This window comes from Haloarcula sp. JP-Z28 (assembly GCF_011440255.1).
Classification (GTDB): Archaea; Halobacteriota; Halobacteria; order Halobacteriales; family Haloarculaceae; genus Haloarcula; species Haloarcula marismortui.
The window spans coordinates 1-25,294 of sequence record NZ_JAAOHT010000050.1 but is presented as its reverse complement, the minus strand read 5'-3'; the positions used below and the strand labels follow the sequence as shown (position 1 = coordinate 25,294).

The following is a 25,294-nucleotide window of genomic DNA, read 5'->3' as shown; positions in this document are numbered from 1 at the left end:
CGCGTAGAAGGAGTTATTCGCGGACGCTCAGCGGCTCAGCAGTGAGTTCCCCGGCGTCATCGAGGTGGGCCACAGTGGCCAGCCGGAGTGCGTGGGGCCAGCCAAGCGGCGTCCCACAGTCCGGCGTACCGTCGTCGAACAGTTGCTCGGGGAGGTAGCCGCTGGACTGGACGAGTGAGCCGCCGGGAAGAATCTCCCCCAGCAGGTCCCGGGACCGGGTGTAGGCCGCCGCCGCTCTGCTGTCGTCGGCGTCACGCAGGAGGGCACCCAGCTGGGCGGCACTGTTTGCGCCCCACGACGTCGAGACGGTCCAGATTTTCTCGCGGTCTTGCGAGCCACGCCGCCAGTCGTCGCCCTCGAAGCGGATGAGACCGCGGATGTCGCCGGTGTCCCGTTCCAGCCCGTCAAGTGTCGTCTCGACGTGGGTGTAGAGCCGGTCGCGGGTCTCCGCTGGCAGGTCGATAGCTTCGGCAGCGACGCGACAGGCAGCGGGGAGGGCCAGCGTCGCGGAGTCCAGTCGGTTGTCGATGGTCCCATCGTGTTCACGAAGGGCGTAGCGGTCACCGGTCCACAGCGCGTCCAGCGAAGACAACACCGTCTCGGCCTGCGACCGGGCGTGGTCTCGGAGCGTGGCGCAGACGGGCGCGCGGGCAACGGCCGCGTAGGCGTGCAGGAAGGTCGCAGCGGTGTGCGTGAACCGACCCTGCATGTTCTCCCAGGCGTTCTGGCAGGCAATGGGGAGGCCGTCGTCGGCCAGCGTGTCGTCGATGCTCTCGACGGCGCGCCCGAGCGTGGCTTCGATGCACTCAGGGTCGGCCGGCTCGCCGGTCCGGAGATACGTCGCGAGGAAAGTGGTGACACTCGCAGTCTGGTCAGCCTGATAGTCCGCATCTGAACCGCTTTCGAGCCGGGCGTTCGCCCAGCCTGGCGCGAGCGTCTCGTCGCCGGGCCAGACACGGTGGGGCCAGCTCCCGTCCGGTTGCTGCGTGCGACAGTAGAATTCGGCGGAGCGCTGGTGCCACGAATCGAGTCCGAGGTCGAACGTCCCGTCGGCTTCGAGCAGGAAGGCCGATATCTCGGCGTCGTCGCGGAACCACGTGTAGCCGTAGCCGCCGGAGGTGACGTAGTACGGGTCGAAGTCCGGCGCGGCGATTCTGGCCCCGTTCGCGGCCGATAGCAGCGAGAGGACCCTGAGGTCGGCCACGACGCTTTCGCGGCTCGGCGTCTCCGCGGGGACGCGCCATCGCCGCTGCGCCTGGCCGGCTTCGAGCAGCGTCTCAGCGGTGTAGTGGTCGCTCACCAGCCGGTTGATGGTTGACAGCGCCGCATCACGCCCGGTTTCGTTCGTGTCCGTCAACAGCGTCGTCAGCGTGACGCCGCCGTCGACAAACGGCGCGGACAGCAGGACACCACCGGTGAGCGTCGTATCCTCGTACCGGCGCGCACCGGTGTCCCGAGGGAACGAGACCGGGTCGTCGTCGACGAGTTCGGAGAACCGCTCGGGAATCTGGCCCGCAACAGTGTCGAGTTCGGTAGAGACGCCAATGAAGGCGTGTTCGGACCGGTGGTAGGCCTCGACGGAGTTTCCGTGCATCAGCAGGCTCTGCTGGCCGGTCCGTCCGTCTGGTGCGAAATCGACGAACGCCCGAAGCGACACGTCGGCGGGCGCGTCGCCGCGAAGTTCGAACCGGGTGACGTGGGCCTGCTCGATGGTGCAGTCCGTCTGGACGACGGCCCAGTCGCCGCAGTCGTGGATCGTCTCGACGACACCGGCGTCACCGCGATACCGCTGGTCAGCGTCGGCGCTGAACCACGTCGTCGAACCCGTTTCGATGCCGAACCGCGAGCGGTCGATTCCTGTGAGCCCACACAGTGGATAGGAGTAGTCCCGCAGCGAGCCGTCGTTGTCAACATGCACCAAGCGGCTGTCAAGTCCGGAGAAACTGCCCGTCGTAGAGCGGAGTTCACCCGGGAACTGGTGGCGGCGGTCCCGCGTCCGCTTGAAGTCGTTGAGTGCCGTCCGGAGCGTCATTAGAGAGAGACACCACTGCAGGGGATATAAAATATGGTGTAATAGTTTTTCATTCTTATAAACCCAGTGTCGGGCAGTCGAGGGCAGATACCCGTGCCGGCAGCTTCGAAGGCGTTTCCGGGTTACACAGCACCGAAACACAGTTATCCGCCGCCGTTACCAGATGTGAACAGATGGACGATTCGACTCTCAGGGACAGGCTGGAACAACTGGGCCTGTCGGAGAAGGAAGTCGACACGTACCTGTCGATTCTCAGCAGCGGCGAGGCCACAGCCAGCGAAATCGCCGACGACACCGGCGTTTCCAAACGGTACGTCTACAGCATCAGTGAATCGCTCGAAGACCGTGGGTTCGTCGAGGTCAACGACCACGTCGTGCCCACGACGATCCGCGCCCGGCCACCCGAGGAGGTCATCGACGCCCTGACCGACCGGCTCGAAGAGATGAGCGGGGCACTCGATTCCCGATACTCTGCGAGTGCGCGAGAACCCCAGCAGTTCGACGTCATCAAGTCGCGGGTGACGGTCATCAAACGGCTCACGGAGTACATCAGGAACGCGGAGCGCGAGATCATGCTGTCGGTTCCCCAGCAGTACCTCCCGGAGATTTCGGAGGAACTGGGTGCGGCCGTCGACCGCGGCGTCCTCGTGATGCTGGTCGTCAGCAGCGCCGACGACCTGCGCTCGGACGACGCGAGTGGGCTGGCCTCCGTGGTCCGGTCCTGGGACCAGCCGATGCCAATAATGCTCACCGTCGACGCCCAGTTCGGCCTCGTCTCGCCGGCCGAAATGGTGACACGCACCAACTCCGACCAGCGCGCTATCGCCTTCGTCCAGCAACAACTCGTCCCGGTACTGTCGGGGTCGTTCCTCGGGAACTACTGGCTGATGGCCACCGAGGTGGCCGTCACCGACCCGGCTCCGCTCCCGGCCACATACCACGACTTCCGTCACGCCGTTCTGCAGGCGACGCTCCACCTGCGCGCCGACCACGATATCCACGTCTCCGCAGACGTGCGGGCGGTACAGGCCGACGACGACACCACCACCATCGAGGGGACCGTCGTTGAGACGAAACAGGGCCTCGTCGAGCCGGAGACAAACTCCTACCCCATCGAACACACGCTGGTCGTCGACATCGGCGACCGGACTGTCTCGCTGGGCGGCTCCGGGTCGTTCCTCGAGGACTACGAAACCGACGCAGTCACACTCTCGCTGGCCGAGTGACGGACTTCGTCCCGCCTGAAACCCAAGCGGCTCAGTTGCGCTGGCTCGGGTCCGGCCAGCGATAGATAACGTACGTTTCCGACTCCGGTTCGTCAGCGGGGTTCCAGACGAGTCGCAGCGTCGCGTCACGCAGGTCCAGATGGTCCCCGCTCGGGATGCCGGTGAACTGCCCCTGGTGTATCGTAATTTCTGTCCCCGACGTAATCCGCGTCGAGGCCTGTGCCTGTATTGGATTAGTGTCAAGCGTCACGTCGGTGCCGCCGGAACTCTTGGCACCGGAGACGACGACAGAGAGATTGTTCCTGTAGACGGTGTCACCGCTGCTGAAGCTGAGATTCAGATACTCCCCGTTGCCGGTGGTCCGCTCGTTGTAGTCAGCCACGATAGCGACCTGTGGGGCCCGTGTCGGCTGCTGTTCGCTGAAGCCGAGCGCGAACACGCCGACGGTGGCGGCGAGAATTGCAACAATGCCGACAAGAATAACAACACCAATGACCGGGCTCACAGCCCGGCTTCGATCATCTACCCGACTCATTGAACACAGGTGAGAACTGGGTGTATAAAAGGGACAGCGTCGACTCAGCGTTCGATATCCGACAGCGATACTGCCCGGTTACGCCGTCGGAAAGAGCGTCTCGGGGAGGTCGCCCGGCAGTTCGTCGCGGTCGTGGGCAGCCTCGAAGTCAGGGTCGGGACCCATCGGGACGATACGCTTCGGGCTCACGTCGGGGTGGGTGGTGTAGTAGTGCTCCGTGATGTGGTCCATGTTCACCGTCTCAGCGACACCGGGGAGCTGGTAGAGGTCCCGGAGGTACGGCCAGAGGTTGTCGTACTCGCGAATGAGCTTGTGGTTGCACATGAAGTGGGTGTGATACACCTCGTCGAAGCGAACGAGCGTCGTGAACAGACAGATATCCGCCTCAGTCAGGCGGTCGCCGGCGAGGAAACGCTGGTCTTCGAGGACAGTATCCCAGTGGTCCAGCGCGTCGAACAGTTCCTCGACGGCCTCGTCGTAGGCCGACTGGCTATCGGCGAAGCCAGACCGATAGACGCCGTTGTTGATCGGCTCGTAGATGTCGTCGATGATACGATCGACCTCGTCTTGATAGCCCTCGGGGTAGAGGTCAACGTCGTTGTCCGACACGTCGTCGAACTCGGTATCGAGCATTTGGAGGATCTCCTCGGACTCGTTGTTGACGATAGTCTCTTCCTGCTTGTCCCACAGCACCGGCACTGTCACGCGGCAGGTCGCGTCGGGGTCGGCTTCGACATAGACCTCGCGGAGGTAGTCCGACCCGTTGACCGTATCCGGCGTACAGCCCGCCTTCTCGGGCGTGAACTGCCAGCCGTCCTCGCCGCGGAACGGGTCGACGTAGTCGACGGTGATGGCGTCTTCGAGTCCCAGCAGCTTCCGGGCGACCAGAATCCGGTGGGCCCACGGACAGGCGCGGCAAGCGTACAGGTGGTACCGGCCGGCTTCAGGCTGGAACCGCGCGTCGGGGTCGTCCTCGACCCGGTCACGGAAGGTTGTGTCCTGCCGGTCGAAGGCCCCGTCCTCGTTCGTAGTTTCGTATGCGTCAGTCCGCCACTCGCCGTCAACGAGCATATTCATGGTATCTATGATATGTGCGCAAAGCGTAAAAGAACGCGGTGACAGCGGTGTTACCAGAACACACTGACACCCACACGGACAGCAAACTGCCGACACAGCCATCACAGCAACGGCCAGTTTGGGCCCGCTCACGGTTGTGTGGGACACACCAGCACGCCGCCGGGCGGGTTCGAAGCCCTTATTGGGCCGCTCGGCGACGTATTCTCCAAGAGTACCTATGTCGGACAAACCCGCCTCAATGTACCGGGACATCGACAAGCCCGCGTACACCCGACGCGAATACATCACAGGCATTCCCGGGTCGAAGATCGCACAGCACAAGATGGGCCGTAAACAGAAGGACGCCGACGATTACCCCGTCCAGATCAGCCTCATCGTCGAGGAGACTGTCCAGCTCCGTCACGGCTCGCTGGAGGCCTCCCGCCTGTCGGCCAACCGCCACCTGATCAAGGAGCTCGGCGAAGAGGGTGACTACAAGATGACGCTGCGGAAGTTCCCTCACCAGGTCCTGCGCGAGAACAAGCAGGCGACCGGTGCCGGGGCCGACCGTGTCTCCGACGGGATGCGTGCCGCCTTCGGGAAGATCGTCGGCACCGCCGCCCGCGTTCAGGCCGGCGAACAGCTGTTCACCGCCTACTGTAACGTCGAAGACGCAGAGCACGTCAAGGAAGCGTTCCGCCGTGCCTACAACAAGATCACTCCTTCTTGCCGCATCAAGGTCGAGCGCGGCGAAGAGCTGCTGATTGCGTAAGTCAATCAGCAACGGCCACTCGCCGTTCACAGAACGTGGCGAAAAACTGCGTACCGCGTAAGTCGGACAGCGGTGTTTTCTCGCCTTCACAGGCGGGACAACCGCCCGGCCTCGTTTTTCCGCGTCGCTCCAAAGAGTCCCATCCCAGTCGCTGGATAACGCAGTCGTAGCCGCGGTCTTGTTGTATGTTACCAGTACCCACAATACTCTTGGACCGGTCCAGCGTACCATCACGTATGGCGTTCCGACTCGCACTCCTGGTTCTTGGCGTCCTCGAACTGCTCCGGCCCCGGAAAGTCGTCGACTTCTGGATGGGGCTTGCAACGACAAACGGCGACGAGATAGACCTGCGCCCGTGGGTGTACAGCGCCGCCCGAGTCGAGGGCGCGCTCCTCGTGCTGTGGGTACTCCGACGAAGTCGTAGCGGCGGGTGACTCAGCAGAACGGCCCGCCACACCACACGGGAGACCAGCGCTGCTAGCGGGTGCCCGCTACGTATCGCCGGACAGTCGGACCGTCAACACCGGCGCGTCCGCCGTCCGAACAACTTTCTCGGTGACGCTCCCCAGCAGAAACCGATCCAGACCGCTCCGCCCGTGGGTTCCCATAACGATCATATCGACACCCGCCGTCTCGGCGTAGTCGATAATCTCCTCATAGGGGTCGCCCATTCGGTGCTCGGCAACAACGGCCGCGCCGTGGGCGGCGATATCGTCGATAGTCTCGTCGATGACCTGCTCGGTCTGTTCCTGCAGCGATTCGATGGTCGTTGCTTCTGCCGCGGCGCTTCCGAGATACGTCGAATCGACGACAGAGAGCACGTGAATCGTCGCGTCGTGCGTCGCTGCCAGTTCGAGCGCGTGTGCGAGCGCCTCGTCTGCGCCGTCACTCCCATCTGTCGGAAAGAGGATATCGTCGTACACGCGTGGCCTATTCTCCCCAACATACTTAGTATTTGTCTGACAATTTTGAAGATAGTTGCGTATTCATCCACTCTACCCGCTATTCTGTGGATTGTGGCGGTCGGAACGAGGCGCGCGACAGGGCCTCGACTGTGTGGCTGCGAGCGTATTTTATCTCTCCACGACAACGAAAAGCCATGCACAGGCTGGCCGTCGCCACGAACGCCGAGACTTTCGAGCGGATGCAGGCCCCGCTGGCGGCCCGGAATATTGAGGTGGGCCACGTCGAAACGGCCGAGCGGACGCTGCCGCTTGATGAGAGCCCCTTCGACGAATACGACGTAGGCTTCGTCTATCCCTCCCGAATCATGGAGGGAGCGGTCGCCGACGCCATGCTGGACGTGCCGTGGGTCAACGACCGCGAGGCCATCCTCCGCTCACGAAACAAGGCCGACGTACTGGCGCGCCTCGGCCGTGCGGACGTGCCCGTTCCCAAGACCGTCGTGGTGTCGAACCCGGCGAGTGAGGCCGAGCTGACCGCGGCGTTCGAGCGGTTCGACCCGCCCGTGGTCGTGAAGCCGAACTCGACGACCCGCGGCGTCGGCGTCGCAAAGGCCCACGACCTGGATTCGTTTCTCGGCATCGTCGACTACCTCGACCTGGTCCACGACTACCGCGCGGCCGGCGACCAGTCGTTTCTCGTGCAGGAGTACATCGCCGACGCTGCCGACTACCGCGTGATGGTCGTCGACGGTGAGTACGTCGGGGCGGTCGAGCGCCGCCTCCCCGAAGCGAGCCGCGAGCAGGGCCGGTGGAAGCACAACGTCCACCGCGGGGCCGAAGCTGAAGGGCAGGCACTACCAGCAGCGCTGCGGGAACTAGCCGAAGACGCGGCCGACGAGCTGGCGATTCCGTACCTCGGCGTCGACCTGCTGGTAACCGAGAACCGTGCAGTAGTCAACGAGACGAACGCCCGCCCGACGATCGACTCGGCAACGAAGTACGAGGACGGCTTCTGGGACGACCTGGCGGCATTGATACGGCAAACAGCGGAGCAGTAGCGAAGCAAGTGCGCTGTTCTCAGTTTAAAAACAGACGGTGTACTGTGCGCGCTACAGTTCGATGTCCGCGGAGTCCTCTTCGGGGTCGAAGGTGACTTCGAGGATACCGTTGTTGTACGTCGCGGCGGCGGAGTGTTCGTCGACGCGGGTCGGTAGGGTCAGTCGTTCGTGGTACTCGCGCTCCGGACTTTCGGCGTTGATCGTGAGGACAGTGCCGTCGCACTTGAGGTCGATCGCGTCCTTGTCGACACCCGGAACGTCGGCGACGACCCGGATCTCCTCGTCGGTTTCGTGAACGTCGACGTGGAGGTCGGCCCCACCGCCACCGGTGTCCCGGTCGATATGGACGTCGCCTTCGGCCCCCATCATCTCGTCCATCATCCGCTCTATTTCCCGGAAGAACTCGTCGAACGGGTCGTCACTGTCATCGCGTCTCATTCCTATAGGTCAGTACGTCCGTCCGTTTCAAAAGCCTTCGGACGAACCTAGTCCCTGTTAGCTGACACTGTCGAGGGGGCACCCTCAGTCGGGCTAGCATCATCACTATTAATCATTCGCGCCCGAACACGCATAAACAAACACAAATTTACAACAAATCCGAAAACATTTTACACTGACCGACTGCCTCTCTAGACACCAATGAGTAAGCCAGTCCGCGTCGGCCTCAACGGCTTCGGCCGTATCGGCCGCAACGTATTCCGCGCATCGTTACACAACGACGACGTCGAGATCGTCGGTATCAACGACGTCATGGACGATTCCGAGATCGATTACTTCGCCCAGTACGACACCGTCATGGGCGAACTCGAAGGGGCCAGCGTCGACGACGGCGTCCTCACAGTCGAGGGCACCGACTTCGAGGCAGGCATCTTCCACGAGACCGATCCCACACAGCTCCCATGGGAGGACCTTGACGTTGACGTGGCCTTCGAGGCGACCGGCATCTTCCGCACCAAGGAGGACGCGAGCCAGCATCTCGACGCCGGGGCCGACAAGGTCCTCATCTCCGCCCCGCCGAAGGGCGACGAGCCGGTCAAGCAGCTCGTCTACGGCGTCAACCACGACGAATACGAGGGCGAAGATGTCGTCTCGAACGCCTCCTGTACGACCAACTCCATCACGCCGGTCGCGAAGGTCCTCGACGAGGAGTTCGGCATCAACGCCGGCCAGCTAACGACGGTCCACGCCTACACCGGCTCCCAGAACCTGATGGACGGCCCGAACGGCAAGCCACGCCGTCGCCGTGCGGCCGCCGAAAACATCATTCCGACCTCGACCGGTGCTGCGCAGGCGGCCACCGAGGTCCTGCCCGAGCTTGAGGGCAAACTCGACGGGATGGCCATTCGCGTCCCGGTGCCGAACGGCTCCATTACCGAGTTCGTCGTCGACCTTGACGACGACGTGACGGAGAGCGACGTCAACGCCGCCTTCGAGGAAGCCGCCGCCGGCGACCTCGAAGGCGTGCTGGGCGTCACGAGCGATGATGTCGTCTCCTCCGACATCCTCGGGGACCCGTACTCCACGCAGGTCGACCTGCAGTCGACGAACGTCGTCTCCGGAATGACGAAGATCCTCACTTGGTACGACAACGAGTACGGCTTCTCGAACCGGATGCTCGACGTAGCCGAGTACATCACCGAGTAAGCGCGGAAACGGTTTTCGACGCCAGTAAGATTTATAATTATTATTCACTAAGGATGCCACACACAGAGCCCGAGCCAGTGCCTGACCACTGGCCGTCTCTGTGTATCGGACAGACGACTGTGCCCGCAGTTGACACACCCTGACCCGGTGTTGGCTGTGTCCGGTGCAGGTGTCCCCACCCCACTCTCCCACCCCTCGCTTTTGCGTTGGCAACCAGAGCAGATAGCAGTGCTACTCCTCCAACAGGCCGCTCGCTGTTCGGACTCGGAAACCGTTAAGCGGCCGGCAGGTTTCCTCTCGAGTGATGACTTTCCAGACGCTCGATGACCTCGACGACGGACAGCGCGTCCTCGTCCGACTCGACCTCAACTCACCGGTGGAGGACGGCACGGTACATGACAATCGACGGTTCGACCGCCACGCGGAGACGGTCAACGAACTCGTCGACCGTGGGTTCGAGGTCGCGGTGCTGGCCCATCAGGGCCGCCCGGGCCGCGACGACTTCGTCTCGCTTGCGCAACACGCCGAGATCCTCGCCGACCATATCGACCACGACGTTGACTTCGTCGACGAGACCTACGGGCCACAGGCGATTCACGACATCGCTGACCTCGACGGCGGCGACGTACTCGTGCTTGAGAACACGCGGATGTGCGACGATGAACTGCCCGAGGAAAACCCCGAAGTCAAATCACAGACAGAGTTCGTCCAGACGTTGAAAGACGAGTTCGACGCATACATCAACGACGCCTACTCTGCGGCCCACCGCTCACACGCCTCACTCGTCGGCTTCCCGCTGGTGATGGACGCCTACGCCGGCCGCGTGATGGAAACCGAGTACGAGGCCAACACCGCCATCGCCGAGAAGGAGTTCGACGGGCAGGTGACGATGGTCGTCGGCGGAACGAAGGCAACGGACGTTATCGACGTGATGACCCACCTCGATGAGAAGGTCGACGACTTCCTGCTTGGCGGTATCGCCGGGGAGCTGTTCCTGCGGGCCGCTGGCTACCCAGTCGGCTACGACATCGACGACGCGAACCTCTACGACGAGCAGTGGGAGGCAAACAGCGAGAAGATCGAGACGATGCTCGAAGACCACCGCGACCAGATCACGCTCGCGGTCGATCTAGCCTACGAAGACGACGGTGACCGCGCCGAGCAGGCCGTCGACGACATCGAGGAAAAAAGCGTCTCCTACCTCGACGTTGGGAGCGAGACCGTCATGGAGTATTCGCCGGTCATCCGCGACTCCGAGGCCGTCTTCGTGAAGGGCGCGCTGGGGATGTTCGAAGACGAGCGGTTCTCTGTCGGCACCGCCGGCGTGCTCGAAGCTATCGCCGACACCGACTGCTTCTCCGTCGTGGGCGGCGGCGACACTTCGCGAGCTATCGAGATGTACGGGATGGAAGAGGACGAGTTCGGCCACGTCTCTATCGCGGGCGGGGCCTACATCCGGGCACTGACCGGCGCGGAACTGGTCGGCGTCAAAGTGCTGCAGCGTTAACTTCGGCCTTTCGTCTCAGCGTGTCGCAGGTCCCAGTCCTCGGTTAGTTCGTCGGGCACCTCGACGATCCGACCGGTTTCGGTCGGCTCCGTCCGTGCGTGACGGGTCGTCCAGTTGTGGTCAGCGTTAGGCGTGGCTGCCATACACCGCGTTACCAGCGGCGAGTGTAAATTCCTTCTGCAAAATCAGCGTAAATAATTACTCGATTCCGAGTCTATGTTACGTCTCCGGGAAGCGAAGTGCTTTCCGCCAGCCGCGCCGTATCTGGGGTATGTTCACCGGAATCGTCGAGACGACCGGCGAGGTGCAGGCGGTTATTGACGACGAGGGCGGGCGCCGGATGCGGATCGGCGCGCCGTTCGAGGGACTCGACCACGGCCAGTCGATCAGCGTCAGCGGCGTCTGTCTCACCGTCGAGAAGGCGGCTGACGGGGAGTGGTTCGAGGTGTTTCTCGCCCAAGAAACCCTCGCCCGGACGTTCTTCGATGATCTCGACGGTGGTGACCAGGTAAATCTTGAGCGGGCGATGCCCGCCGACGGCCGGTTCGACGGCCACATCGTGCAGGGCCATGTCGATACGACGGCCGAAATCGTCGGTATCGAGCAGGAAGGCGAGGACTGGGCGTTCACGTTCTCTCTACCCGAGGCCCATCGGAACTATCTGGTTCAAAAAGGGTCGATAACAGTCGACGGCATCAGTCTCACCGTCGCCGACCGTCGCTCCGAAGAGTTCGATGTGGCGATCATCCCGACGACGTACGCCGAGACGACGCTGTCGGAGAAGTCGGTCGGCGATCCGGTACATCTGGAGGTCGACGTGGTCGCAAAGTACGTCGAACAGCTTGCTTAAGAGTCGAACTCGGTCTGTTCCGGGCGAAGCTCGGTCTCGTCCGGGTCTTCGTGAGCACGAGTGTACGCCTGCCGATAGGCGCGAACCTTTTTCAGCAACAGGAGGCCGAAGATCGAGTCGTACACGATGACGAAGCCGAAGAACGCGACGAGGAAGTCAACGTTGTATATGGTCGCCGCAATGGCCGTAACTGGGCCAGCTAGCGTGTTGTAGACGGCGTGGATGACAGAAGCGATGAGCAGCCCTTTCAGGACAATCGGGCCGGCGTCGTCCGGATTGAACTTGGCCAGGCCGAGGTAGTAGCCGGCGAAGGCCGAGTAGATGACGTGGCCCGGGCCCGCGAGCGCTCTGACCGCAGTGATGTCGCTGCTGGCGGCGAGTAACTCAACAGTCCCGGCGGCCATCTCGACATTTTGGGTGATATACAGCGCGTTTTCAATAGTCGCAAAGCCAAGACCGGCGGCAGCACCGTACACGGCACCGTCGACGACAGTATCAAAACGCTCGTCACGGAAGGCGTACAGCCGCACCGCGAGCTGTTTCACTGTTTCTTCGACGGGGCCGACAATAAGAAAAAAGAAAAACACCTGTCCGAGAAACGGCACTAGGCCGAACCCGGAGCCGATTGCCTGCACCGGGGTGCCGAAAACACCGTTGAGGATGCCGGCAAAGCCGGCAAATAGCACGCCCAGCAGGAATGTCCCCACGAGCAGCGTCAGCGGCTCCGGCGTGGTCACGTCAGCGTAGTAGATGTAGGCCGCGAGTCCGAGCGCCGGCACGGCGGAGAGAATCGCCATCCCAGCAAACAACGGCTGGTCGCCGACTGCGCCGAGGCTCCCGAACGCCACCTGCAAGAGGAGAATCAGAATGGCCGCAACGATGACCAGATACCGCAGGGTTCGTATTCCAATATGGTAGAGCCAGTGGGCGAACCGGTCCAGTGTCGACCGAGGCTCCCAAGTCGATATCTCATAGAGATCAGCAGACCCGTCAGCGTTTGCCTCGACCGGGTCCTGCCGTCGCTTTCCCATGTCTCACGTCTGCATCCCGTCTCACCTAACCGTTTGGTTCGGGTATAACCAAGGAGCACTGGGCGGCGGGAGCGACGATACGGTGCTCAGTCAGGACACCCCCTGCCGGAACGGACACTTGCAGGAGACGAGAGGCTTTTCGCACGGGGCCACCAACAGGGACACATGACGCTACGCGCGGGTGTACTCGCGGTTCAGGGCGATGTCTCTGAACACGGGGACGCAATCGAGCGGGCAGCAGCGGCCCACGACCGGACCGCGGAGGTCGTCGAGATACGCGAGGCGGGACTGGTCCCGGACTGCGATGTCCTGTTGCTACCGGGCGGGGAATCCACCACGATTTCGCGGCTCATTCACCGGGAAGGTATCGCAGCGGAAATCCAGGCCCACATCGAGGCGGGCAAGCCGGTACTGGCGACGTGTGCCGGGCTCATCGTCAGCGCGACCGACGCACAGGACGACCGCGTCGATACGCTGAACGTCATCGACGTCTCCGTCGAACGCAACGCCTTCGGTCGACAACGGGACAGCTTCGAAGCCCCGCTTGACGTGACCGGGCTCAACGCATCATTCCCGGCGGTGTTCATCCGCGCACCAGTCATCGACTACGTGGGCGAGGATGTCGAAGTGCTGGCGACGTGGGACGACCGCCCGGTCGCGGTCCGTGATGGGCCGGTCGTCGGCACGTCGTTCCACCCCGAACTGACCGAGGACCCGCGCATCCACGATCTGGCCTTTTTCGACTCCGTGGAGTCGTAGCGACGGCCTGAAGGCCCCGCTGACCGAACGACGGCTATGAGCGACGACACCGGTGACGTTATCGACGAACTGTTCGCTGTCATCGAGGACCGCAAGGCGAACCTTCCCGAAGACTCCTACACGGCGTCGCTGTTCACCCACGAGAAGGGCGAAAACGCCGTTCTGGAGAAGCTCGGCGAAGAGACCACGGAACTGATTCTGGCGGCGAAAGACGACGATACCGAAGAACTCGCCCACGAATCGGCCGATATCGTCTATCATCTGCTCGTCCTACTGTCGATGAAGGAGATGGATGTCGACGATTTGCGGGCGGAACTGGCAAAGCGACGATAGGACCCCCTCTCGTCAGGTTCACCGCACGACAGATTGACACTAACACGGTGCATATCATGGTGTATGGGCCATGTGGTGTCGGGCGTTACAGTCCTCTGTGTCGATGACGAACCATCGTACGCCGACCTCATTGCGACACATCTCGAACGCAACGACGAGCTAATCGACGCTACCGGGGTCACGAGCGCTACGGACGGGCTGTCGTATCTGGACGAGCACAACGTGGACTGCATCATCAGTGACTACGATATGCCCGGTACCGACGGACTGGAGTTTCTAGAAACGGTCCGCGCCAGAGACCCGGACATGCCGTTTCTACTGTTTACAAGTCAGGGGAGTGAGGCGCTTGCGAGCGAGGCAGTCTCGGCCGGTGTCACCGATTACATTCAAAAATCGCACGGGACCCAGCAGTACGCCGTCCTCGCGAAGCGAGTCCGAAACGCGGTCGAGCGAGTCAGAGCGAAAGCGACGGCCGACGCCACACAGGCACGGACGAAACGGATTCTCGACGCAACGAGCGATGCGGTCCTCGTCAGCGTCGCCGACACCGTCGTGTACGCGAACCCGGCGGCAGTTGATCTGTTCAGTGCCGCCGACAGAGACGAACTCCGCGACCGGCCGCTGACTGACCTCGTTGAACCGACGGCTGACGGCGGAGTCGAGACCGTCGAACGCGTCGTCGAGGACGACCAAATGGCTGGCCAGGCCAGACGGATGATACGGACGCTGGCCGGCAACAGCGTCCAAGCCAGCATCACAGCGTGTGACGTGACCTGGGACGGCGACGACGGCACAGTGTCGGTCATCAGCGACCGAAGCGATACTGACGAGCGCGAGCATCGACTCGAAGCGCTACACGAGGCCACCCGGCACTTGATGGCCGCCGAAGTCCACAACGAAGTCGCCGGTATCGGTGTCAACGCTGCCGCAGAGATTATCGGACTTGACGCAAACGCCGTCCACCTCATCAACGATGACGGGCAGTTAGAACCCGTCGCCGCGACCGCGTCGGCTCGGGAGTTGGTCGGTGATATCCCAACGTTCGAGCAGGGCAACAGCATCGCCTGGCGGGTGTACGAACGTGGCGAGGCGACTGCAGTTCCAGACGTGCGGCTGGAAGAGGACGTGCAGAACCCCGAGACGCCGATACGCAGCGAGCTATATCTGCCACTGGGGGAACACGGCCTTCTCATCGCCGCATCGGCGGCTGTCGACGCTTTCAACGAAGCAGACATCGTCGCTGGACGGGTCCTCGCGGCAAACATGGAGGCGGCCCTCGCCGCCGTTGAGCGCGATAAACAGCTCCGTGACCGTGAGCAGGAACTGTCGACGCAAAACGACCGTCTGGAACAGTTCGCAACAGTCGTCAGTCACGACCTTCGCAACCCCCTGAACGTCGCTATCGGTCGGCTGGGTGCGTTGAAGCAGGAGTGTGACGACGACAACATCGCTGCGATAGAACAGGCACTCGACCGGATGCAGGCGTTGATAGACGACCTCCTGTTGCTGGCCCGGACCGGCGACAGCATCACCGAGATGGAAACGGTGGCACTGGCGACAGCAGCCAGGGACTGCTGGGAGGTCGTCGAGACCGGCGACGCGACGCTGGTGGTCGACACTGACCGCAAGGTACAGGCAGACATGACGCGGCTCAAACAGCTGCTGGAGAACCTGCTCCGAAACGCCATAGAGCACAGCGCTGCGGACAGTCGGAGCCAGTCCAGCGAGACCGACAAGCACGGGAGTCCGGGCGTGACGGTGACGATTAGTGAGATTCCGGGTGGGTTCGCTGTCTCGGATGACGGCACAGGCATCCCCGAAGCCGACCGGGAGGCGGTGTTCGAAAGCGGCTACTCGACGACAACTGACGGCACCGGGTTCGGGCTCTCGATTATCTCACAGATCGCCGCTGCGCATGGCTGGACAGTCACCCTCACTGAAAGCGATGCCGGCGGCGCACGCTTCGAGTTTACCGGCGTCGACGTGGTGTCGGAAGAATAGGGCGCTCAGTCGTCGGGGCGCTACTCGTCGGCAGGTGCGAACCGATGGCGGACGACCTCGCTGTCGTCGTCCCACTCGAAGCTGCCGTGGACTTTCTTCATCCGGTTCTTGTACGCAGCGAGGTCTTCCGACCCTTCTCGCTGTGCGTCCTCGTCAGTCATGTCGCCCAGCGTCCGGTGTGTTACGTCTGTCACCTCGAACTCGGTGCCGTCGATCTCGAACGTGTCGCCCTCGTCGGCGTACTGGTGGCCGCGGTGCATCTGAGTGACCCGCCCCTCAGCAGCCATCTGCTGGACGTGGTCGTTGGGGAGAATCTCGCCGGCGTCGATCTGTGCCATGCCGGAACTGTGTCCGGGACGCTCAAAAACGTGACTCGCAACAGTTTGGGGAGCGATTGAACGCGCTTTTACGCTCCGGCCGTCAACGGGACCTATGAGCCATCCCTTCGAGGGTCTGCCGACGACGCCCACTGCCGAGGAGCTCGTGGACAAAGCCTTCTCGCGGGCGTCACGCGCCGGCGGGGCCAAGGACGGGAACGAAGCCCAGCAGTCGATGCTGATGACGGCGTCGAACATCGCCTCCGATAACATGGAGAACGTGGTGACCGCGTGGCCGACGATTGACGACCTCGACCCCTTCTACGTCGAACTCGCCGACGCCGTCGTCGGCGAGGCCTACCCCGCGGACGACGACCCCGGTATCGACGCGCTGAAACAGCACCTTTCGGAGATTTCGTGGGCCGCCGACAAGGTCGTCGAGATCCGTCAGGAGTACGAGAGCCGCGTCGCCCGCGGCGACATCGACACCGCCCGGAAGCTCCGCAAGCAGGCCTTCGCCCGTATCGCCGACGTCGTCGAAGAAGTCGAAGACGACCTCGCCGCTATCTCGACCGCGCACAACGCCCTCAAAGACATCCCCGACATCCGCCCGAACGAGCCAGCCATCGTCGTCGCCGGCTACCCCAACGTCGGTAAGTCGTCGTTCGTCAACCGCGTCACGCGGGCCGACAACGAGATCGCCTCGTATCCGTTCACGACGACGCAGATCCGCGTCGGCCACTTCGAGGACCAGCGTATCCGCTACCAGCTCGTCGACACACCCGGCCTGCTCGACCGGCCGCCGGAAGACCGCAACGAGATCGAGTCACAGGCCGTGAGCGCGCTCGAACACCTCGCCGACGCTGTCCTCGTGTTTATTGACCCGAGTGGCGAGTGTGGCTATCCGCTCGCGGACCAGCTGGAACTGCGAAACGCCATCGAGGCGCGTTTCGACGTGCCCGTGCTGACCATCGCGAACAAGAGCGACCTCTCGACGGACGTCGAGGCTGACCACTACATGAGCGTCACCGAAGACGACAACGTCGACGGCGTGTTGCAGGCCGCTATCGACGCAGTGGATTATGAACTCGAACTGCCGTTTGACGAGTAGCGAGAGGTAGCGAGACGCCGACCAGCGGGAGGCGTCTCGAAAACTCCGAGCGGGGAGCGCAGCGACCCGCGAGGACTGTGGTCACCGTCGCGAGGACTACGGTCGCCGTCGCGTGTGGTCAGTAACGAGCGGCCGTTTGAAAACACGAACAGGGAGCGGTACAGCGAATCAGAGCGGCTTACTCGAGTTCGTACGTGACACTAACGGAGGCGTCGACAGTGACCTCGCCGGGCTGGATATTCGTCCGTCCGCCGGCATCGGCGACCATCGCTTCCGCGTACACGACGGGGCGGCCGTGGTTACTGGTCTGGACCGTGACTGCGTCACCGACGGACCGATCCTCCGCAGCGGCGACGACTTCGGCGTCCGTCCGGGCGTTGTCCATAGCAGTCGTCAGCGCTTCTTCACGGGCGTCCTGTCGCGTCTCCTCGCTCAGGGAGTATCGGACGCCCTCGACGCGGTCCGCGCCGGCGTCGACTGCAGCATCGATGAGTGTCCCGGCAGTCGAAACGTTGCTCGTTTCCGCTTCAACGGTGTGAATCGCCACGTAGCCGACCTGTTCGCGACCGTCGCGGCTCTCCTCGTACTCGGGGCGGATCTGGAACCGCGAGGAGGTCACGGTTGCGCCCTCGTCCTCCAGCGCCGACGTGATGGCGTCGGCATCACCGCTGAGATTGTTGCGCGCCGCTTCGGCGGTCTCACCGCGGCCAACGGCGGCAACGGCGACAGTTGCACGGTCGGGCGCGCGTTCGACGGTCGCGTCGGCGTTGACGCTCACAGTGGAATTCGTCGACGGTGCCACAGTTCCAGTGTCTGCGAGTGCGAACCCGACGCCACCGGCGACGAGCAATGTCAGCACACCAGCGATTGCGAGTGGTCGTGATACCATATTGTCGCCGACACACCCAGCGGTATTTATGCCGTCGAACGCTCAAACGCGGCTTTGAGCATCAGCCGTTCTGTTCAACAGTGACGTAGTGGACTTCCGTCGCAACGTTTCGGCCGGCCGCGTCGTCGGCCACGGTATCGATCTGGTCAGCAAGTAGTGGTTGCTCCGCATCCGGCGGCAATCCGACGGTGACAACGACGCGGCGCGGCCGCTGGAAAATCGCAGTATTCGTCGACTCGACTTCGACCGACAGGACACTCGCCGGCGGGTCGACGCTCTCCTCAATGCCCTCGCGGATGTCCGACTCCGTCGTCGCTCGCTGGTAGGAGTCCAGCGTCACGCCGCCCAGAAACGCCGACAGGACGAGTATCGAGACGGCGAGGACGCCGATGCGTTTGACAGTCGCCGACCGCGCGTTGCTCTCCTGAAACCAGTGTTCCGGGCGGTAGCCCTGATACCAGAGTCCGACGAGCACAGCGAGGTTGATCGAAAGAACGTTCACCAGCAGAAGCACGGCGGATCCGAGGCTGACGAGCGGCTGGCCCCAGGCGATGCCAATGCCGACTGTCGCCGCCGGCGGGATGAGCGCAACGGCGATCATGACACCAACGAGCGCCGTCGAAACGCCGCTGGTGAGGCTGACAACGCCGGCCGCGCCAGCGCCAAGCGCGACGATCAGCGAGAGGAAGTCAGGGGCGACCCGCTCGCGTATCTGGCCAACCGCGGTCACGTCGGCGAGCGGCGGAATAACGTTAGCGTACCGGACGAGCAGGGCAAAGACAGTCGCGCTTGCGACGGCGAGGCCAAGCCCGATAGCCTGGAGTTTGACGCCGCGGGCGAACATCTCGTGGTCGTCGACGACGGTCCCGACATTGGCGGTCATCGCCGGCCCGATAAGGGGCGCAATCACCATCGAACCGACGACGACGGCCGGGGAATCGAGCAGGAGCCCCGCGGTCGCGATAATCGCGCTGATGATGGTCATGAGCGCGTAGTTCGACAGCGAGGGGGCGAGGTCCTTTGCTTTCGATGTGAGTTCTTCGCGGGCGATGCGGTCCTCGTCTTCCTCCTCGGCGTACGTCTCCTCTAGCTCCTCGAACTGGCTAGAGATGACAGTGTTCGCGTCCACGACGACGGTATAGCCGTCATCGTTGATACCGACATCCCGCAACGCTTCGAGGACTGGTTCAAGCGCGTTAGTCGGGACAGGGAACGTGACGACAGCAGTGAACTCCCGACCGCTCGTCTCGTCGGTAAGCACGTAGTCGATGCCCTCCTCGGTCAACACGCCCAGAACGGCGTCTCGCTTCCCGGTCGGAATTAGTAGCTGTACCAGCCGCACGGCTCCGGGTGGGACCGCCGACAATAAAAAGGCGGCTAGTCGGTGGGTCGCGGGTGCAGAGCGAGCGGGAAACGCGACCGTGAATCGGGAAACTGTCGGTCCCTGCAAAACGGACGCGCTTTTCCCCGCCGGCGGAGTATACGGGGTATGTTCGAATCACGACCAGACCGGGACGCCGAGGTGGTGCTCATCGGTCGGTCAAACGTCGGGAAATCGACGTTGATGCGCGAGATAACGGGCCACACGTTCGACACAGGCCAGCGGCCCGGCGTCACGCGTTCGCCCAACCACTTCGACTGGGCCAGCGCCGACTTCGTTATCAGTGACCTCCCCGGCTTCGGGTTCATGAAGGGCGTCCCGGAAGACGTCCGCGAGGAAATCAAGACCGACGTGGTCCAGTACGTCGAGCGGAACGCCGAGCACATTCTTGTCGGCATTCTCGTCGTGGATGGTAAGTCGGTCATCGACATCATCGACCGTCACTCCGGTCCCGACGAGATTCCACACGACGTGGAGATGTTTCACTTCCTCCGGGAGGTCGGCGTCGAGCCGGTCGTCGCCGTCAACAAGATGGACAAGGTCGACGACAAGGATGCGCGGCTGAATGAACTCTGTGACCGCCTCGGACTGCACCCGCCGTGGCAGCAGTGGCAGGAGACTATCGCACCGATCAGCGCAAAGCGCGGCTCCACCGAGCCACTGAACGAAGCCGTCCGACACCACCTCCACGAGGTCCAGCGGGACGACCTGTTTCAGTTTTTTTAAGCGGCTAAATCGTTCATAACCCAGCCTTACCCGAAAACCCACCGTGGAACAGCAGGATTCCGGCGTTTCGTATCATGCTTCGTTCCGAACCGTATGTGTGGCTTTCAAGAACTAATCAGTCGTTAGTAGTGAGCCGTGGCATATTGTCGCATATATAACAATATGCAGTATTCGCGTACAGATGAGCACGATGAGTCAGATGATTGTCTATCTCGGTCCGACGCCGGGCCGGCATCTATCGAGGTGGCTATGAACCAACGCTCGTACGACTTCTTTGGCGACGTTGTCGTAACGGTTCTCGGGGCTGACGGGCGGACGAGCCGGCAGTACCGGAAGATGTACGATCAGTTCGAGACTGACACGCCCGCGAACGACCCTGACATCGTCATCGAGGAAACGACGGAGGAAGTCCACGCGGAGATCGTCCTCGGTGACCCCAGCGACCATTACGCATGGACTGGCGACGAGTTCGTCATCCGGAACGGGGCAGACTTTATTGCCGTCACGCCGGGCTGGCAACACTTCCGAGTGACACGCGGTTTTGAGCCGTTTTACTCCATCTATCCGGTCGAATTCCGCATCCGACAGCAGCGGGCCGCGCGACAGCAGGCACTGATACACGCCTCGGGCGTGCGACTCGACGGCCAGACGACGCTGTTCCCGGCCTGGCGCGGGGCCGGCAAGACCAACACCCTGCTGTCGCTGTTGCGCGAGGGCGCGGACTTTCTCTCCGACGACCGGCTCTGGGTCGGCGCGGACGGCACGGCTGTCGGCTACCCGCTCGGTGTGAACCTCCAGCCGTTCAATATCGAGTCGTTCCCCGAAATAAAACGACAGCACGACACAGAGCGGGACCGACTGTGCAGTGAACTCCACAGGGCTATCGACGAGCGAGTCGACAGAACCGGTTCGTTCCCGGAAACAGCGCTCAACTTCCTGAATGAGACGTTTCTCGGCGACGATAGCCGGGATTTCACGAATATCTCAGACCTGTATCCGCGCGCAGAATACGTCGAGCAATCGACAGTCGACAACGTCGTGTTCCTCCAGGCCGCGCCGAACGTGGATACAATCACTGTAGAAGGCATCTCGACCGACACCGCGATGTCGGCCACATCGTCTATCTGTAACTTCGAATGGGATGGACGGATCAGGGAATACTTCCACGCCTACGATTCACTCGTCGACGACGGCTCGATGGTTGCCGCTCTTGATGCGGTCGTCGAACAGGAACGAGCGACGTTCCGAGAGCTGTTCGACGACGTTGCGACCTACCGCGCACACATCCCCCGGACACGGGACTGGGGCGACCACAACCTCGACACCGCCATCGTTGAGGCCGTCGAATCGCTTGACTCCCCGCGTGTGATACAGGCGATGGACTGAGCCGAGTATCGTATATGCGTCGTGAAAACGGAGTGAAACCGAGAGTGACACTGAAATCCCTGGTTATGACTAAGGGAATAGATGCGACGAAGAGTCCCTGTAACGATAGCGCCGAAAAACAACGGCATACTCGCAGTAACCGAGCAATAACTAATCGCCGTCCGGCGGATGGGTCTGTGTTCGAGAGCCTAGCAATGTATCGATCGGATGCCGAAACTGCCGGCAGATGGCAGATGCGACGGTGCCATCGTGGCGGGCGAGACAACGGATGGACCACAGGGAAGTGGTCGGGTTGTGCCCTGACTGACCACAGGACCTGTCCCGGGTGTGCGTATGGACAGTAGCGACAGGTTCGAACGGTCGGCCACGACGACCAGACGACGGGTGCTCAAAGCCGCCGGTGCTGGCGTCGGCCTTACCGCGCTGGGAACCACCGCCAGTACCGGCCAGCAGCCGGACTACTGGACGGTCGTCGCACTGCCGGACACGCAGGTGTACGCCAAAGAGAGGACACCTTACGCCAAGGACCAGACGCAGTGGATCGCCGACAACGCGGCCGCAGAGAACATCGCGTTCGTCAGCCACGAAGGCGATGTGGTCGACCACGGCGACGACGACGCGGAGTGGCAGTACATGGATGAGGCCATGTCCACGCTCGATGGGGTGGTCCCCTACGCCACCGTGACGGGCAATCACGACTACGCGACACTATGGGACCGGAATTCCTCTGTTGCCAAGTACCGGGAGTACTTCGGCCCGTCACGGTACGAGGGACGGGACTGGTTCGGCGGAGCGGGCCCGAGCAACGGTGACGAAGGTCGGGATAACCTCAGCACCTACCAGCTGTTTTCGGCCGGCGGCTACGACTTCCTGCATCTCGCTTTAGAGTGGGAGCCACCGGGAACCGTAGACGACCCATCGACTCCACTTGGATGGGGCCAGAGCGTCCTCGACCAGTATCCGGACCGGGCGGCGATACTCACAACGCACTCGTATCTCCGCGACGAACCACAGCGACGGACCCGGAAGTTGCAGGAAGCGAGCGAAATCGGAAATACGGGTCAGACCGTCTGGGAAGACCTCGTCTCACAGAACAGCCAGATATTCATGGTCCTCTGTGGCCACTGGCACGAGGGCACAGGCGAGAGTGGCGGAGAGGCCCATCAGGTGTCAACAAACGACGCCGGCGCATCAGTGTACGAGCTACTGGCGAACTACCAGTTCCGACCCAACGGCGGGAACGGCTTCATGCGCCGCATCGAGTTCCGTCCCGGAGATGGGGCAGACGCGCCAGACCGGATTCAGGTTCGGACGTACTCGCCGAGTACGGGAGCCGAAAAGACCGACAGCGACTCGCAGTTCGGGTTCGACCTCAACTTCGACGCCCGGTTTGGGTCGTCGTCCAAGACGCCGGAGCCGACGGAGACGCCGAAAACGCCAGACGGACCGACGGCCACGTTCCAGCAGGGGACGGACGGCTACAGCGGGACAACTGATACGATGATACGCGCCGCTGATCCGGAGACGAGCTACAGCACCGCTGAAACACTGTCTATCGACGGCAGCGACCCAGAGGGGTCGGGCAGTAGCGCGCAGGCACTCCTCCGGTTCGGTAGTATCACCGGAACAGAGAGCGGGCAGATACCGCCCGGGTCGGACGTGAAACAGGCCACTGTAACGCTTGAGACGTCGGACGCAGGGGATGGCGCAGCGGTCCACCGACTGCGAACGGACTGGAGCGCTGATTCGACATGGGCGTCGCTAGACGGCGGCGTCCAGGCAGATGGGTCCCAGGCCGTCGCCGATGCGGTCGCACGGACCGGCGCGGTAGAAACAGGTGAGATTTCGATTGATGTAACGGCGAGCGTAGACGCGTGGGTTAACGGCGCACAGAACGCCGGATGGGTGTTTCGCCCGCTCGGGAACGACGGCTGGGATATCCAGAGCGCCGACAACGCCATACCACCGACACTGACTGTCAGCTACACCCCCGGAGAAACCGTGGCCGGCGACGCCGACAGCGACGGTGACGTCGACACTGACGACGTAGACCGAATCCAGCGGTCGGTTGCCGGCGAGGACAGTGATATTGACCGGGACGCGGCAGACATCGACGGCGACGGTGACGTCGACATCGGCGATGCTGTTTCCGCCCGAAATCTGGCGGGGGACGACCAATGAGGACCAGCCGAACGCTTGTCGTCGCCGTTGCCCTCACGGTCGTGGTCGGAACGCTCCCGATAGCGGTCGCCGCACTGGCACCGGGGTCTGCAAGCGCGATTTCGCTCGATGACACAGTCCCGGGAGCATCCGGCGACGCGCTCTCCGTTGCTCCCGGTGAAACAGTCACCGTGCAGGTCTGGGCCAACGCAACAGCGGTGCGTGGCTACCAGACCAACGTTACGTTCGACCCCACCATCGCGGAGATCGACAGCGTTGCCGGCAGCGACGACTTCGATAGCCCCGTCACGAACGTGAACAACGAGGCCGGATGGGTGGCGTTCAATCAGCTTCGGCCTAGAGAGACGAGCGACCCTGTTCTCGCCGAAATCACGCTCACAGTCCCAGCAAATGCGGCCGGGTCCACACAACTCGCCTTCATCGAAGCGGACACGAAACTGTCGAACAGCGACGGCGAGACTGTCGCACCTGCAGCCTTCAACAGTATTGAGCTACGCGTCGACAATGGTTCAGCGACCTCGACACCGTCGAGAACAGACACGGCAACGGCTACCGAAACAGCGACCGACACTAATGGCGGCGGAGATGGAAACGATACCGACGGTTCTGACGGCAGCAACGACGGCGGTAGCAGTGACAATAGCGACAGCAACGATAGCAATAATGACGATGACAACAGCGGTGGCGGTGGGGGCGGAGGCGGTGCTATCTCCCCACCTGAACCATCGTTCTCGGTCATAAACACGTCGCTCAACAGAACATCGGTCGCGCCCAGACAGTCGGTCATGGTGTCTGGAACCATCGAGAATGCTGGTGACGGGGACGGGACGTTTGAGGCGCGTGTCTATGATAACGGAACAGTGACCGGGACGAACGCGAGCGTCGAAATCCCGAACGGAGAACAGCGTCAGGTGAACCTCACAGTCCGGTTCAACTCCTCCGGTGTCCACGCCGTGAGACTCAACACGACCAGTGTGGGTAACGTGACCGTTCGGGCGGCAAACAGTACGACGGACGGGACGACGAACGCAACCGGAAACAAGACGACGACTGGGACAGCAACCGTGACCGTACCATCCACGCCGGATTCGACGGCGTCGGCCACTGTAACCGACACCAAGACGGCCACCACATCACAGGCTGCTGGACAGACGACAGCTTCGGAGGCTGAGACCGGCACGACAACACCCAACCCGGATACGCAGACGCCAACAACGGACGGCTCCGGCCCCGGCTTCAGTCTCGCCGCCGTTGTCGTCTCGCTGTCGCTGTTGCTTGGCTGGCTCGGCTATCGACGGGAAGGAGAGCAGTGAGTCGCGACCGTCGTCGCGGCTACAGATACTCCGTCGTTTCCACTTCATTCTGCCCAGCGGAACCCTCCGCCCCGAACGCGGGTGTTACGATAGCCGGTTCTTGTGGAAAGCATTCCTACGGGAAAATACTAGACGGCCGTGCCGATAGGGCGAACAGACTCCCTACCCGCAACAGCAACGATACGTAATCAGTGCAGAGTTTACAATACACCAGGGTAGCATCGGAATTGTCCTGCAAGCGTGACGCTGTCGCTCCTCCATCACATTCTACATGACGAAAA

25 protein-coding genes are annotated in these 25,294 nt (G+C 62.5%); 15 read left to right on the top strand and 10 right to left on the bottom strand.

Annotation, left to right across the window (positions count from 1 at the left end; genetic code table 11):
- Window positions 1-13: 13 nt before the first annotated feature.
- Complete coding sequence (locus G9463_RS16290; RefSeq protein WP_165897277.1) at window positions 14-2,032, bottom strand: glycoside hydrolase family 15 protein; 2,019 nt, start codon at window positions 2,030-2,032, stop codon at window positions 14-16.
- 173 nt (window positions 2,033-2,205) lie between these two features.
- Here G9463_RS16290 and G9463_RS16285 point away from each other — a divergent pair, with 173 nt between their 5' ends.
- Window positions 2,206-3,258, top strand: a complete 1,053-nt coding sequence (locus tag G9463_RS16285; RefSeq protein ID WP_004959024.1) for a TrmB family transcriptional regulator — start codon at window positions 2,206-2,208, stop codon at window positions 3,256-3,258.
- Window positions 3,259-3,289: 31 nt separating this feature from the next.
- Here the strand turns inward: G9463_RS16285 and G9463_RS16280 are convergent, their stop codons facing one another.
- Together G9463_RS16280 and G9463_RS16275 are read right to left on the bottom strand one after the other, a co-directional pair.
- Window positions 3,290-3,763, bottom strand: coding sequence for a type IV pilin N-terminal domain-containing protein (locus G9463_RS16280; RefSeq protein ID WP_165897282.1), 474 nt, complete (start codon window positions 3,761-3,763; stop codon window positions 3,290-3,292).
- Between the two features lie 108 nt (window positions 3,764-3,871).
- Window positions 3,872-4,870, bottom strand: a complete 999-nt coding sequence (locus G9463_RS16275; RefSeq protein WP_165897276.1) for a glutathione S-transferase family protein — start codon at window positions 4,868-4,870, stop codon at window positions 3,872-3,874.
- Window positions 4,871-5,087: 217 nt separating this feature from the next.
- On the opposite strand from G9463_RS16275, the gene G9463_RS16270 reads away from it, so the two are divergent.
- Window positions 5,088-5,621, top strand: coding sequence for a 50S ribosomal protein L16 (locus G9463_RS16270; RefSeq protein ID WP_007189393.1), 534 nt, complete (start codon window positions 5,088-5,090; stop codon window positions 5,619-5,621).
- 236 nt (window positions 5,622-5,857) lie between these two features.
- Entirely contained in the window at window positions 5,858-6,055 is a 198-nt protein-coding gene (locus G9463_RS16265; protein WP_165897275.1) for a hypothetical protein, read from the top strand.
- Between the two features lie 57 nt (window positions 6,056-6,112).
- Here G9463_RS16265 and G9463_RS16260 read toward each other — a convergent pair whose 3' ends face one another.
- Window positions 6,113-6,544 (bottom strand): universal stress protein, encoded by a 432-nt coding sequence (locus G9463_RS16260; protein ID WP_049938994.1) that lies wholly within the window; start codon window positions 6,542-6,544, stop codon window positions 6,113-6,115.
- A gap of 176 nt (window positions 6,545-6,720) precedes the next feature.
- Between G9463_RS16260 and G9463_RS16255 the strand changes: the two genes are divergently transcribed.
- Window positions 6,721-7,584 carry a RimK family alpha-L-glutamate ligase gene (locus G9463_RS16255; protein ID WP_165897274.1) on the top strand — a complete coding sequence of 288 codons (864 nt, stop codon included), beginning with the start codon at window positions 6,721-6,723 and terminating at the stop codon, window positions 7,582-7,584.
- Between the two features lie 51 nt (window positions 7,585-7,635).
- Here the strand turns inward: G9463_RS16255 and G9463_RS16250 are convergent, their stop codons facing one another.
- A complete protein-coding gene (locus tag G9463_RS16250; RefSeq protein ID WP_004590910.1) occupies window positions 7,636-8,022 on the bottom strand; it encodes an Hsp20/alpha crystallin family protein in 387 nt (128 codons plus the stop codon).
- Between the two features lie 201 nt (window positions 8,023-8,223).
- On the opposite strand from G9463_RS16250, the gene gap reads away from it, so the two are divergent.
- Window positions 8,224-9,228: a type I glyceraldehyde-3-phosphate dehydrogenase gene (gene gap / locus G9463_RS16245; protein ID WP_004959036.1), complete on the top strand. Its 1,005-nt coding sequence runs from the start codon at window positions 8,224-8,226 to the stop codon at window positions 9,226-9,228.
- Window positions 9,229-9,532: 304 nt separating this feature from the next.
- A complete protein-coding gene (locus G9463_RS16240; protein ID WP_165897273.1) occupies window positions 9,533-10,735 on the top strand; it encodes a phosphoglycerate kinase in 1,203 nt (400 codons plus the stop codon).
- On the opposite strand, the gene G9463_RS16235 is transcribed toward G9463_RS16240, so the two are convergent.
- Entirely contained in the window at window positions 10,732-10,878 is a 147-nt protein-coding gene (locus G9463_RS16235; RefSeq protein WP_004959040.1) for a hypothetical protein, read from the bottom strand. The genes G9463_RS16240 and G9463_RS16235 overlap by 4 nt on opposite strands.
- Before the next feature lie 128 nt (window positions 10,879-11,006).
- Between G9463_RS16235 and G9463_RS16230 the strand changes: the two genes are divergently transcribed.
- Entirely contained in the window at window positions 11,007-11,585 is a 579-nt protein-coding gene (locus tag G9463_RS16230) for a riboflavin synthase (protein WP_165897272.1), read from the top strand.
- Here G9463_RS16230 and G9463_RS16225 read toward each other — a convergent pair.
- The gene (locus G9463_RS16225; protein WP_165897271.1) at window positions 11,582-12,616 is read right to left on the bottom strand and encodes a PrsW family intramembrane metalloprotease; all 1,035 of its coding nucleotides are present in this window, start codon (window positions 12,614-12,616) and stop codon (window positions 11,582-11,584) included. The two genes, G9463_RS16230 and G9463_RS16225, sit on opposite strands and share 4 nt — an antisense overlap.
- A gap of 165 nt (window positions 12,617-12,781) precedes the next feature.
- On the opposite strand from G9463_RS16225, the gene pdxT reads away from it, so the two are divergent.
- The 3 genes from pdxT to G9463_RS16210 all read left to right on the top strand — a co-directional run bounded on the left by pdxT (window position 12,782) and on the right by G9463_RS16210 (window position 15,709).
- On the top strand, window positions 12,782-13,375 hold the full coding sequence (pdxT, locus tag G9463_RS16220) for a pyridoxal 5'-phosphate synthase glutaminase subunit PdxT (RefSeq protein WP_165897270.1): 594 nt from the start codon (window positions 12,782-12,784) through the stop codon (window positions 13,373-13,375).
- Window positions 13,376-13,411: 36 nt separating this feature from the next.
- Window positions 13,412-13,708, top strand: coding sequence for a phosphoribosyl-ATP diphosphatase (hisE, locus tag G9463_RS16215; protein ID WP_127014065.1), 297 nt, complete (start codon window positions 13,412-13,414; stop codon window positions 13,706-13,708).
- A gap of 63 nt (window positions 13,709-13,771) precedes the next feature.
- On the top strand, window positions 13,772-15,709 hold the full coding sequence (locus G9463_RS16210) for a response regulator (RefSeq protein ID WP_165897269.1): 1,938 nt from the start codon (window positions 13,772-13,774) through the stop codon (window positions 15,707-15,709).
- A 20-nt stretch (window positions 15,710-15,729) separates the two neighbouring features.
- Here the strand turns inward: G9463_RS16210 and G9463_RS16205 are convergent, their stop codons facing one another.
- Complete coding sequence (locus G9463_RS16205; protein WP_004959051.1) at window positions 15,730-16,047, bottom strand: ASCH domain-containing protein; 318 nt, start codon at window positions 16,045-16,047, stop codon at window positions 15,730-15,732.
- 94 nt (window positions 16,048-16,141) lie between these two features.
- On the opposite strand from G9463_RS16205, the gene G9463_RS16200 reads away from it, so the two are divergent.
- On the top strand, window positions 16,142-17,137 hold the full coding sequence (locus G9463_RS16200) for a GTPase (protein ID WP_011224185.1): 996 nt from the start codon (window positions 16,142-16,144) through the stop codon (window positions 17,135-17,137).
- A 178-nt stretch (window positions 17,138-17,315) separates the two neighbouring features.
- On the opposite strand, the gene G9463_RS16195 is transcribed toward G9463_RS16200, so the two are convergent.
- Together G9463_RS16195 and G9463_RS16190 are read right to left on the bottom strand one after the other, a co-directional pair.
- Entirely contained in the window at window positions 17,316-18,026 is a 711-nt protein-coding gene (locus tag G9463_RS16195; protein WP_007189400.1) for an SIMPL domain-containing protein, read from the bottom strand.
- Between the two features lie 61 nt (window positions 18,027-18,087).
- Entirely contained in the window at window positions 18,088-19,368 is a 1,281-nt protein-coding gene (locus G9463_RS16190) for a TIGR00341 family protein (protein ID WP_165897268.1), read from the bottom strand.
- A gap of 147 nt (window positions 19,369-19,515) precedes the next feature.
- Between G9463_RS16190 and engB the strand changes: the two genes are divergently transcribed.
- From engB to G9463_RS16170, 4 genes are all read left to right on the top strand, one after another.
- Entirely contained in the window at window positions 19,516-20,133 is a 618-nt protein-coding gene (engB, locus tag G9463_RS16185; RefSeq protein WP_004959060.1) for a GTP-binding protein EngB, read from the top strand.
- 249 nt (window positions 20,134-20,382) lie between these two features.
- On the top strand, window positions 20,383-21,519 hold the full coding sequence (locus G9463_RS16180; protein ID WP_165897267.1) for a hypothetical protein: 1,137 nt from the start codon (window positions 20,383-20,385) through the stop codon (window positions 21,517-21,519).
- 333 nt (window positions 21,520-21,852) lie between these two features.
- Entirely contained in the window at window positions 21,853-23,700 is a 1,848-nt protein-coding gene (locus G9463_RS16175; RefSeq protein WP_165897266.1) for a DNRLRE domain-containing protein, read from the top strand.
- Window positions 23,697-25,013: a cohesin domain-containing protein gene (locus G9463_RS16170; RefSeq protein ID WP_165897265.1), complete on the top strand. Its 1,317-nt coding sequence runs from the start codon at window positions 23,697-23,699 to the stop codon at window positions 25,011-25,013. The genes G9463_RS16175 and G9463_RS16170 overlap by 4 nt, the downstream gene beginning before the upstream one ends.
- Window positions 25,014-25,294 lie beyond the last annotated feature (281 nt).

What these genes read in the sequence shown, in the direction of transcription:
- G9463_RS16290 (WP_165897277.1), bottom strand. Translation starts at nt 2,032, where the DNA reads ATGACGCTCCGGACGGCACTCAACGACTTCAAGCGGACGCGGGACCGC.
- G9463_RS16285 (WP_004959024.1), top strand. Translation starts at nt 2,206, where the DNA reads ATGGACGATTCGACTCTCAGGGACAGGCTGGAACAACTGGGCCTGTCG.
- G9463_RS16275 (WP_165897276.1), bottom strand. Translation starts at nt 4,870, where the DNA reads ATGAATATGCTCGTTGACGGCGAGTGGCGGACTGACGCATACGAAACT.
- G9463_RS16270 (WP_007189393.1), top strand. Translation starts at nt 5,088, where the DNA reads ATGTCGGACAAACCCGCCTCAATGTACCGGGACATCGACAAGCCCGCG.
- G9463_RS16265 (WP_165897275.1), top strand. Translation starts at nt 5,858, where the DNA reads ATGGCGTTCCGACTCGCACTCCTGGTTCTTGGCGTCCTCGAACTGCTC.
- G9463_RS16255 (WP_165897274.1), top strand. Translation starts at nt 6,721, where the DNA reads ATGCACAGGCTGGCCGTCGCCACGAACGCCGAGACTTTCGAGCGGATG.
- G9463_RS16250 (WP_004590910.1), bottom strand. Translation starts at nt 8,022, where the DNA reads ATGAGACGCGATGACAGTGACGACCCGTTCGACGAGTTCTTCCGGGAA.
- gap (WP_004959036.1), top strand. Translation starts at nt 8,224, where the DNA reads ATGAGTAAGCCAGTCCGCGTCGGCCTCAACGGCTTCGGCCGTATCGGC.
- G9463_RS16240 (WP_165897273.1), top strand. Translation starts at nt 9,533, where the DNA reads ATGACTTTCCAGACGCTCGATGACCTCGACGACGGACAGCGCGTCCTC.
- G9463_RS16235 (WP_004959040.1), bottom strand. Translation starts at nt 10,878, where the DNA reads ATGGCAGCCACGCCTAACGCTGACCACAACTGGACGACCCGTCACGCA.
- G9463_RS16230 (WP_165897272.1), top strand. Translation starts at nt 11,007, where the DNA reads ATGTTCACCGGAATCGTCGAGACGACCGGCGAGGTGCAGGCGGTTATT.
- G9463_RS16225 (WP_165897271.1), bottom strand. Translation starts at nt 12,616, where the DNA reads ATGGGAAAGCGACGGCAGGACCCGGTCGAGGCAAACGCTGACGGGTCT.
- pdxT (WP_165897270.1), top strand. Translation starts at nt 12,782, where the DNA reads ATGACGCTACGCGCGGGTGTACTCGCGGTTCAGGGCGATGTCTCTGAA.
- hisE (WP_127014065.1), top strand. Translation starts at nt 13,412, where the DNA reads ATGAGCGACGACACCGGTGACGTTATCGACGAACTGTTCGCTGTCATC.
- G9463_RS16210 (WP_165897269.1), top strand. Translation starts at nt 13,772, where the DNA reads ATGGGCCATGTGGTGTCGGGCGTTACAGTCCTCTGTGTCGATGACGAA.
- G9463_RS16205 (WP_004959051.1), bottom strand. Translation starts at nt 16,047, where the DNA reads ATGGCACAGATCGACGCCGGCGAGATTCTCCCCAACGACCACGTCCAG.
- G9463_RS16200 (WP_011224185.1), top strand. Translation starts at nt 16,142, where the DNA reads ATGAGCCATCCCTTCGAGGGTCTGCCGACGACGCCCACTGCCGAGGAG.
- G9463_RS16195 (WP_007189400.1), bottom strand. Translation starts at nt 18,026, where the DNA reads ATGGTATCACGACCACTCGCAATCGCTGGTGTGCTGACATTGCTCGTC.
- engB (WP_004959060.1), top strand. Translation starts at nt 19,516, where the DNA reads ATGTTCGAATCACGACCAGACCGGGACGCCGAGGTGGTGCTCATCGGT.
- G9463_RS16180 (WP_165897267.1), top strand. Translation starts at nt 20,383, where the DNA reads ATGAACCAACGCTCGTACGACTTCTTTGGCGACGTTGTCGTAACGGTT.
- G9463_RS16175 (WP_165897266.1), top strand. Translation starts at nt 21,853, where the DNA reads ATGGACAGTAGCGACAGGTTCGAACGGTCGGCCACGACGACCAGACGA.
- G9463_RS16170 (WP_165897265.1), top strand. Translation starts at nt 23,697, where the DNA reads ATGAGGACCAGCCGAACGCTTGTCGTCGCCGTTGCCCTCACGGTCGTG.